Consider the following 8,197-nt stretch of genomic DNA (forward strand, 5'->3'; position numbering starts at 1 on the left):
GCCGCGCGGCTGGTCGCGGGTCTGGGCGGTGCGTTCGCGCCAGGCGGCCACGGCCTTGAACACCGCCAGGTACTTGGCGGCGGTCTTGCGCGGACGCAGGCGACGCCAGGCTTTCTCGGGATCGACGTCGTAGGCGGCCGGATCGTTGAGCGCCTTCATCTCCTCTTCCACCCAGGCCAGGCGCCCGGCCTTTTCGAGGCGGTCGCGCAGAATGGGGAACAGGGTGGCCAGGTGGGTCACGTCGGCGAYGGCGTAGGTCAGCTGGGCGTCGCTCAGCGGACGGCGGGCCCAGTCGGTGAAGCGGCTGGACTTGTCCAGTTCGATCTTCAGCATCTGGCGGACCAAGGCGTCATAGGCGATCTGCTCGCCGAACCCGGCGGCCATGCCGGCCACCTGGGTGTCGAACAGCGGCGTGGGCATGGCGTTGAGATTGTTGAAGATCTCGACGTCCTGCCGGGCCGCGTGGAACACCTTGAGCACGGACGGATCGCGCAGAACCTCAAGCAGCGGCTCGAGGTTCATGCCCTCGGCCAGCGGATCGATGCACGCCTCGATGTCCGGAGATGCCACCTGGATCAAGCACAGCTTGGGCCAATAGGTGGTTTCGCGCATGAACTCGGTGTCCACGGCGATGAAGGGCTGTCCCTTCAACTCATTACAGAACGCCGCCAGCTCAGCGGTAGTGGTGATCGTCGTCATCGGCTGCTAATAGCCTCGCGCACCCCCGAGTCTGCAAGCACAAGCTTGAGGTGTGCGGCAAGTTTCCTTTCAAAAACGGCCCATTGGGCCGTCTTCGAGCCAGAGCGAACGCATGAGCGACCCCCAGAACGGCCTCACCTACGCCCAGGCCGGCGTCGACATCGACGCCGGGAACGCCCTGGTCGAGGCCATCAAGCCCCTGGCCAAGGCCACCCGGCGCCCCGGCGCGGACGGCGGCCTGGGCGGGTTCGGCGCCCTGTTCGACCTCAAGGCGGCCGGCTACGACGATCCGCTGCTGGTCTCCACCACCGACGGTGTCGGCACCAAGCTGCGCATCGCCATCGACGCCAAGATGCACGCCACGGTCGGGATCGACCTGGTGGCCATGTGCGTCAACGACCTGCTGGCCCAGGGCGCCGAGCCGCTGCTGTTCCTCGACTATTTCGCCACCGGCAAGCTGGACCTCGAGATCGCCAAGAGCGTGGTCGCCGGCATCGCCGACGGCTGCAAGCTGGCCGGCGCGGCCCTGGTCGGCGGCGAGACGGCCGAAATGCCGGGCATGTACAGCGACGGCGAATACGACCTGGCCGGCTTCTCGGTCGGGGCGGTCGAGCGCGACGGCGTGCTGCCCAAGCTGGACAAGCAGCGGGCCGGCGATGTGATCATCGGCATCGGCTCGTCGGGTCCGCACTCCAACGGCTACAGCCTGGTGCGCCGCGTGGTCGAGCGCTCGGGCCTGGCCTGGGACGCGCCCTGCCCGTTCGAGGCCGGCAAGACCCTGGCCGAGGCCCTGATGGCCCCGACGCGCATCTATGTGAAGTCGATCCTGCCGCTGCTGCAGTCGGGCCGGGTCAAGGGCGGCGCCCACATCACCGGCGGCGGCCTGATCGAGAACCCGCCGCGCTGCATCGCCGAGGGCCTGGTCCCCCAATTCGACTGGAACGCCTGGCCCCTGCCCCCGGTCTTCGACTGGCTGCAGCGCGAAGGCGGCATTTCGGATCACGAACTGCGCCGCACCTTCAACTGCGGTGTGGGCTTCATCCTGGTGGTCGCGGCGAGCGACGCCGAGCCCGTGCTGGCCGCGCTGCTGAACGCGGATGAGGACGCCTTCATCTGCGGGCAGTTGGTTCAAGCGGCCTAGCCGTGCGTCCTTCGAGGCTCGGCTTTGCCTCGCACGTCAGGATGAGGAAAGTGAGTTGCTTCTGACTTCCTCATCCTGAGGCGCCCGCGCGGCGGGCCTCGAAGGACGCAGAGCGCACGAAGAGCATCAGCATGAACCAACGCACCAAGGTCGCCGTCCTGATCTCCGGCCGGGGCTCCAACATGGAGGCCCTGGTTCGGGCTGCCCAGGATCCCGCCTGTCCGTTCGAGATCGCCCTGGTGCTGTCGAACAAGCCCGAGGCCGGCGGGCTGGTCACGGCCGCCGCCGCCGGGATCGAAGCCCTGGCCGTCGACCAGAAGCTCTTCGGCAAGGACCGCGAGGCCCACGAGCGCGCCATCGACGCCGCCCTGCGTGAACGTGGAATCCAGGTCGTGGCCCTGGCCGGCTACATGCGCATCCTGACCCCGTTCCTGGTGAATGCCTGGGCGGGCCGGATGCTGAACATCCACCCGTCCCTGCTGCCCGCCTATCCCGGCCTGGACACCCACGGTCGCGCCCTGAACGCGGGCGAGGTCGAGGCCGGCTGCACCGTGCACCTGGTCACCGCCGGCGTCGATGAAGGCCCGGTCCTGGGTCAGGCCCGCGTGCCGATCCTGCCGGGCGACACMGAGCACATGCTCAGCGACCGCGTGCTGGAGCAGGAGCACAGGCTCTATCCGGCGACCCTGGCCGCGTTCGTGCGCGGGCTCTAGCGAACGGGCGGCTCGGGACTGGGCGCCGGCGCCGCGACGCTGGCCATCAGGTCCAACAGCTCCTTGGCCTTGCGGGCCTCGGGGCCGCCATAGGGATCGGCGGAAATCGGCTTGAGCAGCTGGAACGCGGTCTGCGCGTCGTTCGCCAACAGGAAGGCGATGGCGGCGGTCAGGCGGATCTTCGCCACCTCGGGCGCCAGGCTCACGGCGCGGCGCAACAGGGCCAGCCGTTCCGGTGACGGCGAGTCGCCCGTCGCCATGGTCTGAGCCAACAGAAACAGCGTCTGATAGTCGTTGGGCTCGATGGCGTCGGCGCGCGCCAGATAGACCCGCGCCGCGGCCTGCATCGGAACGCGCTGGCCAGGGTCGGCGGCCGCGCGATGCAGCTTGCTGGACCCCATCAGCCTCAGGGCCTCCAGGTTGCCAGGATCTTCCTGCAGCAACCGCTCCAACAGCCGTTCGCCCTTGTCCCGGTCGCCGATGGTGATCTCGGCCCTGGCCAGGGCCTGGCGGCTATAGCGTTCGTCCGGCCTGCGCGCCGCCGTCCTGCGGAACCGCGCCAGCAGCGCGGCGGGATCGGCGGCGTAGCCCGCCTTCAGCTGTTGCAGCTCCAGGATCAGGTCGTTGGCGCCCGCCGGCATGCGATGGATCCTTATGACCGCCGACGGCGCCGTCGGCCTGAGGATCGTCGTCAGCACCGGCGCGTCGCGCAGGAAGTTCGCCAGCGAAGCCTCCAGCTTGTCGGCTGGTTGACCGAAGGCCTCGCTCCAGGTGGCGTTGAGATCGCGGTCGCCGCCTTGGATGCGGTCCAGATAGGTGGCGAGCCGGGCCTTGCGGTCCGGGTCCGACCAGAGATAGCGGACCAGAAGCGCCGACTGCGCGTCGCGGCGCTGCTTCTCCTGATAGGTCCAGTCGTCGCCCGCCTCGGCGATGACCCGGTCGATCTGTTTCAGCTTGCTTGCCAACTGGTCGGTGTCGAACAGCGCGGGCGGCTTGCCGATCACGACGCTGCCCGGCCGAATGTCGATCGAGCTGTAATAGATGGCCGCGCCCTTGGTCAGCCAGCGCGGTTGGCGGAACGGAAAGTTCTCGCTGAAGAAATGGAGCGCATAGGCGCCGAGCACGCCGTCGTCGCCCTCGGTCTTGTCGACCACGCCGAAGAACCGGAAATTATCGCGGACCACGACCGCGAAGATGTCGTCGGGCTCGGCCACGTCCATGAACAGCGCCGTGGCGGGCGCCTTGGGCAGGAAGCGCTGATAGACGGTGTTGTCGGTCTCGCCCCGGTCGACGGGTCGGACCAGATAGATCGGAAACTTGCGCGGCGGTGGCGCGTCCAGCTTGCCGTAGAGCGTGCGCAGGGTCAGATCCAGCGCCTCCAGGTCGCTCACCTGGCGGCGCAGCACCTCGGCGGACTCGTCGGAATAGACGATGACATGGTCGCCCTCGGCCCGCAGCCAGCGGCCGCTGGCCTGGGGCGAAAGGACGATGTCTTCGACGACCGACGCCTGGGCCAGGACCTTCGCCGGCGCGCCGCCGAGAAGCGCGGCGGCCAACAGGCCAGACGCCATGATCCTTCGCAAAGCCAACCTCGCCCCTCCCCGCGACTCTCGTCGGCGCGCAGAATAGGAAAGCGGCCGGGGATTGGTATGTCCCACGTGAGCGCCCGACGAAAAAGGCGTGGCTCCCAAGCGCCCCGACTTGCACGAGGGCGAACTTTCGGCTGACAGGACGGCGCGAAAAGCGGCTTCCGCTGCGCCCGATGGCGGCGCCTGGCTTCAAGCCGCGAGATCGACGCCGGTCTGATTGACGCAAGGGTCCTCACCGACCCTGCTAGGCGGGCTCTCGCGGGAGAGATCGGGCCTGGCCCGGCGCTGAAGGCGAAACCACCCCGGAAACGCTCAAGCAAAAGGACCGCGACGGCTTCGAAACGCTGGAAAGCAGGGCGCGTCTGCGTGCGCCCTCGCCGAAGGAGCAAGGCGGCCCTCTGTCGATCAGGCAGGCCCCGCTGAATCTCTCAGGCGCCAAGGACAGCGGGGGTGCGGAAGGCGGACCACCATGGCCCGCCGCGACACCTCTGGGCTGCCGATGATCTGAACCGCAATGCTCGCGCTCATTTTCAAAACCCGCCAGACCTCAACACGATGACCCATTCGGTTTTCGTGAAGTCGTCATTTGCAGAACGAATACTCTACATTTCCAATGTTCATATTCTATACATGAATGTGCGTAACTTGAGCTTGAGTTTATATTGCGGTCACAAACAGCTTTTCTGAATTTACCGCGATAGACGGACCGTCGAGCTTGGCCTCAGTCAAATGATTGGGGATAGTCATGACAAACAAGCGTACCTCGCCGGCCTCGCGCCACTTTCGGGCCCTGCTGCTCGCCGCTTCGGTGCTGGGCGGCGCCACGCCCGCCCTGGCCCAGGAGGCGGCCTCGACCGTCGACGAACTGGTCGTGACCGGAGCCCGGGTGTCCGAGGCCAGCGTCGCCATCGGCACCGACCACGCCACCGCCACGGTCTCGATCACCCGCGAGGCGCTGCTGTCGGCCCCGGCCGGCGTGACCGGCCTGAAGATGCTGGAGTCGTTGCCCGGCTTCAACGTCCAGGCCAATGACGCCCTGGGCATGTACGAGTTCGGCAATTCGGTCTCGGTCCGCGCCTTCAACTTCCAGCAGATCGGCTTCCTGCTGGACAACATTCCGATGGGCCGCAGCGACCAGTTCGGCGGCAGCCCGATCTACCGCTATGTCGACAACGAGAACCTGAACCGCGTGACGGCTTCGGCCGGGGCCGGCGACGTCTCGCTGCCCAGCTACGCCTCGCTGGGGCCGATCGTCGACTACTTCACCCAGAAGCCCGCCGAGACCGCTGGCGGCTCGGTCAGCCAGACCCTGGGCAGCGACAGCCTGCGCCGCACTTTCCTGCGCCTGGAGACCGGCGAGCACGCCGGCTTCTCGGCCTATGCCAGCGCCTCGCTCATCAAGGGCGACCTGTGGCGCGGCCCGGGGACGATCGACCGCAAGCACTACGAGGGCAAGATCAACTACGCCCTGTCCAACGGCGGCAACATCAGCTTCCAGACCGTGCACAACGACTATTTCGACTATGACAGCCCGTCGATCACCAAGGCGCAATACGCCGGGACAGCCGGCGACGTGTTCGGCCGCAAGGGACGCGACTTCGCCTATCTGGGCAACGTCCCGCTCTCGACGCCGTTCGGCACGGCGGCCACGGATTCCAGCCTGCCGCAGACCACGGCGGGCGTGCCCTATTCCAACGCCAACTACGCCCAGTACTACAAGTTCGCGGTCAACAGCCGGCAGGATCACCTGTACGGCCTGACCCTGAACACCCCGGTCACCGACGCCATCGACGTCACCGCGACCGGCTATTACGAGGACAAGGAAGGCTACGGCGTCTCGCCCGAGGCCTATGCGACGTCGCTGGCCAGCTACAACGCCGAGCGGCTGATCGTCACCGGCCTGACCGCGCCCAAGGGCCTGCAGTACGGCCTGTCGGGCATCGACGGCACCCGCAAGGGCGTCACCGGCAAGGTCGCCTGGCGCGTGGGCTTCAACAAGATCGAAGCCGGGCTCTGGCTGGAGGACGACGACTATCACCGCACCCAGGCGCGCTACAATGTGCAGAACGGCAATCCCGACGGCGCGCCGCTGTTCAACGAGCCGGTCCACCTGCAGCGCAACTATGTCTCGACCCGCCAGACCACCCAGTTCTTCCTGAAGGACACGCTGAGCCTGGTCGACGACAAGCTGAAGGTCGAKCTGGGCTTCAAGGCCACCGACATCGACTACAAGATCACCGGCTATCGCAATCCGCTCGACTACATCAACCAGCGCAAGCCGACCCTGACGGCCAACTGGAAGGACGATTTCCTGCCGCAGGTCGGGGCGGTCTACAGCCTCAACAGCCGCGACCAGATCTTCACCTCCTATTCGGAGAACATGGCCCTGCCCCGCGGCGCCGATGACGTGTTCTCGGCCGCCAGCCCGACGATCGCGGCGCCCAAGCCGGAAACCTCCAAGAACCTGGAGCTGGGCTATCGCGCCAACCGCCCGACCTTCAACGCCTCGGTCGTGGCCTACAAGACGACCTTCAAGAACCGCCTGCAGCAGTTCAACACCGAGGTGCCCGGCGGCGGCGGAACGGTGGAGAGCTTCTTCCAGAACGTCGGCGCGGTCGACGCCCACGGCGTCGAGTTCAGCGGCCAGTGGAAGCCGGACCTGCTGGGCGGCAAGATCTATTTCAACGCCAACGCCTCGTACAACAAGTCGAAGTTCCAGGACGACGTCTTCAACTACCGCGCCAGCGCCACGGCCGCGCCGATCACGCTGCTGACCAAGGGCAAGGCGGTGCCGGACTTCCCCGAATGGCTGTTCCAGGGCGGGGTGACGGTCGAACCGGCTGACGGCTTCGTGTTCAACGTCTCGGCCCGTCACATCGACGACCGCTTCACCAACTTCGTCAATAACGAGACGACCAAGGGCTACACCATCGTCAACGCCTACCTGGACCTGGGCGACGGGTTCGGGGCGGGTCCGTTCGAGCAGGTCAAGGCGCGGGTCAATGTCGATAACATCTTCGACAAGGACTATCTGGGCACGATCAGCACCACGGTGAACACGCCGGCCAGCTTCAGGCCCGGCTCGCACCGGACGATCCAGTTCACGCTCTCCGCCGACTTCTAGATCCACGATCCGGCCGGTCTCTGATGAGGCCGGCCGGACAGTTTCGAGTACCCCGATGACCCGTCCCCTGCTCCTGACCGCCGCCGTCGCGGCCCTGGCCTTCGCTTCCGCCGCCGCCCCTCCGGCTTGGGCCGCCGAGACCGACGCCTCGGCCCGCAAGATCCACGAGGGCCTGCTGACCCTCGACACCCATCTGGACACCCCGGCCAATTTCGGCCGGCCGGGCTGGGACATCCTGGACCGTCATGACGCGGCCAAGGACGGCTCGCAGATCGACTATCCGCGCATGGTCGAAGGCGGACTGGATGGCGGCTTCTTCGCCATCTACACGCCCCAGGGGCCGCGCACGCCCGAGGCCACCCGCGCCGCCCGCGACGGGGCCCTGATCCGCGGCGTCGAGATCCGCGAGATGGTCGCCAAGCACGGCGACAAGTTCGGCCTGGCCCTGAAGGCCGATGACGCCGCCAAGATCGCCGCCAGTGGCAAACGCGTCGTCTTCATGAGCATCGAGAACAGCTACCCGATCGACGGCGACGTCACCCTGCTGTCCAGCTTCTACGCCCTGGGCGTCCGCATCTCGGGCCTGGCGCACTTCAAGAACAACGACATGGCGGACAGCTCGACCGACAAGCCGGAGTGGCATGGCCTGTCACCGCTGGGCAAACAGTTCGTGGCCGAGGCCAACCGACTGGGCATGGTGCTGGACGGCTCGCACTCGTCCGACGAGGTGCTGGACCAGCTGATCGCCCTGTCCAAGACCCCGGTGATCCTGACCCACTCGGGGGCCAAGGCGGTGTTCGACCACCCCCGCAACGTCGACGACGCCCGCATCAAGGCCCTGGCCGACAGCGGCGGGGTCATCCAGGTCGACGCCTATTCCAGCTACCTGATCGACACGCCCAAGAACCCCGACCGCGAGGCCGCCATGGCC

The 8,197-nt window shown here is 67.1% G+C and carries 6 protein-coding genes and 1 riboswitch; of the genes, 4 read left to right on the forward strand and 2 right to left on the reverse strand.

Annotated features, from left to right (window positions below):
- The coding region (gene rnd / locus AC1DZ6_RS13400; protein ID WP_477097665.1) for a ribonuclease D at positions 1–699 on the reverse strand (699 nt) is incomplete at its 3' end.
- 112 nt (positions 700–811) lie between these two features.
- Between rnd and purM the strand changes: the two genes are divergently transcribed.
- The gene (gene purM, locus AC1DZ6_RS13405) at positions 812–1,840 is read left to right on the forward strand and encodes a phosphoribosylformylglycinamidine cyclo-ligase (protein ID WP_477097666.1); all 1,029 of its coding nucleotides are present in this window, start codon (positions 812–814) and stop codon (positions 1,838–1,840) included.
- A 131-nt stretch (positions 1,841–1,971) separates the two neighbouring features.
- Positions 1,972–2,553 (forward strand): phosphoribosylglycinamide formyltransferase, encoded by a 582-nt coding sequence (purN, locus tag AC1DZ6_RS13410; RefSeq protein ID WP_477097667.1) that lies wholly within the window; start codon positions 1,972–1,974, stop codon positions 2,551–2,553.
- Here the strand turns inward: purN and AC1DZ6_RS13415 are convergent.
- Entirely contained in the window at positions 2,550–4,124 is a 1,575-nt protein-coding gene (locus AC1DZ6_RS13415; protein WP_477097668.1) for a tetratricopeptide repeat protein, read from the reverse strand. The two genes, purN and AC1DZ6_RS13415, sit on opposite strands and share 4 nt — an antisense overlap.
- Before the next feature lie 267 nt (positions 4,125–4,391).
- Positions 4,392–4,480, forward strand: a riboswitch (glycine riboswitch).
- 395 nt (positions 4,481–4,875) lie between these two features.
- Between AC1DZ6_RS13415 and AC1DZ6_RS13420 the strand changes: the two genes are divergently transcribed.
- Together AC1DZ6_RS13420 and AC1DZ6_RS13425 are read left to right on the forward strand one after the other, a co-directional pair.
- On the forward strand, positions 4,876–7,266 hold the full coding sequence (locus AC1DZ6_RS13420) for a TonB-dependent receptor (protein WP_477097669.1): 2,391 nt from the start codon (positions 4,876–4,878) through the stop codon (positions 7,264–7,266).
- A 55-nt stretch (positions 7,267–7,321) separates the two neighbouring features.
- The coding region (locus AC1DZ6_RS13425) for a dipeptidase (RefSeq protein ID WP_477097670.1) at positions 7,322–8,197 on the forward strand (876 nt) is incomplete at its 3' end.

Source organism: Caulobacter sp. P1_B12_2 (assembly GCF_056406675.1).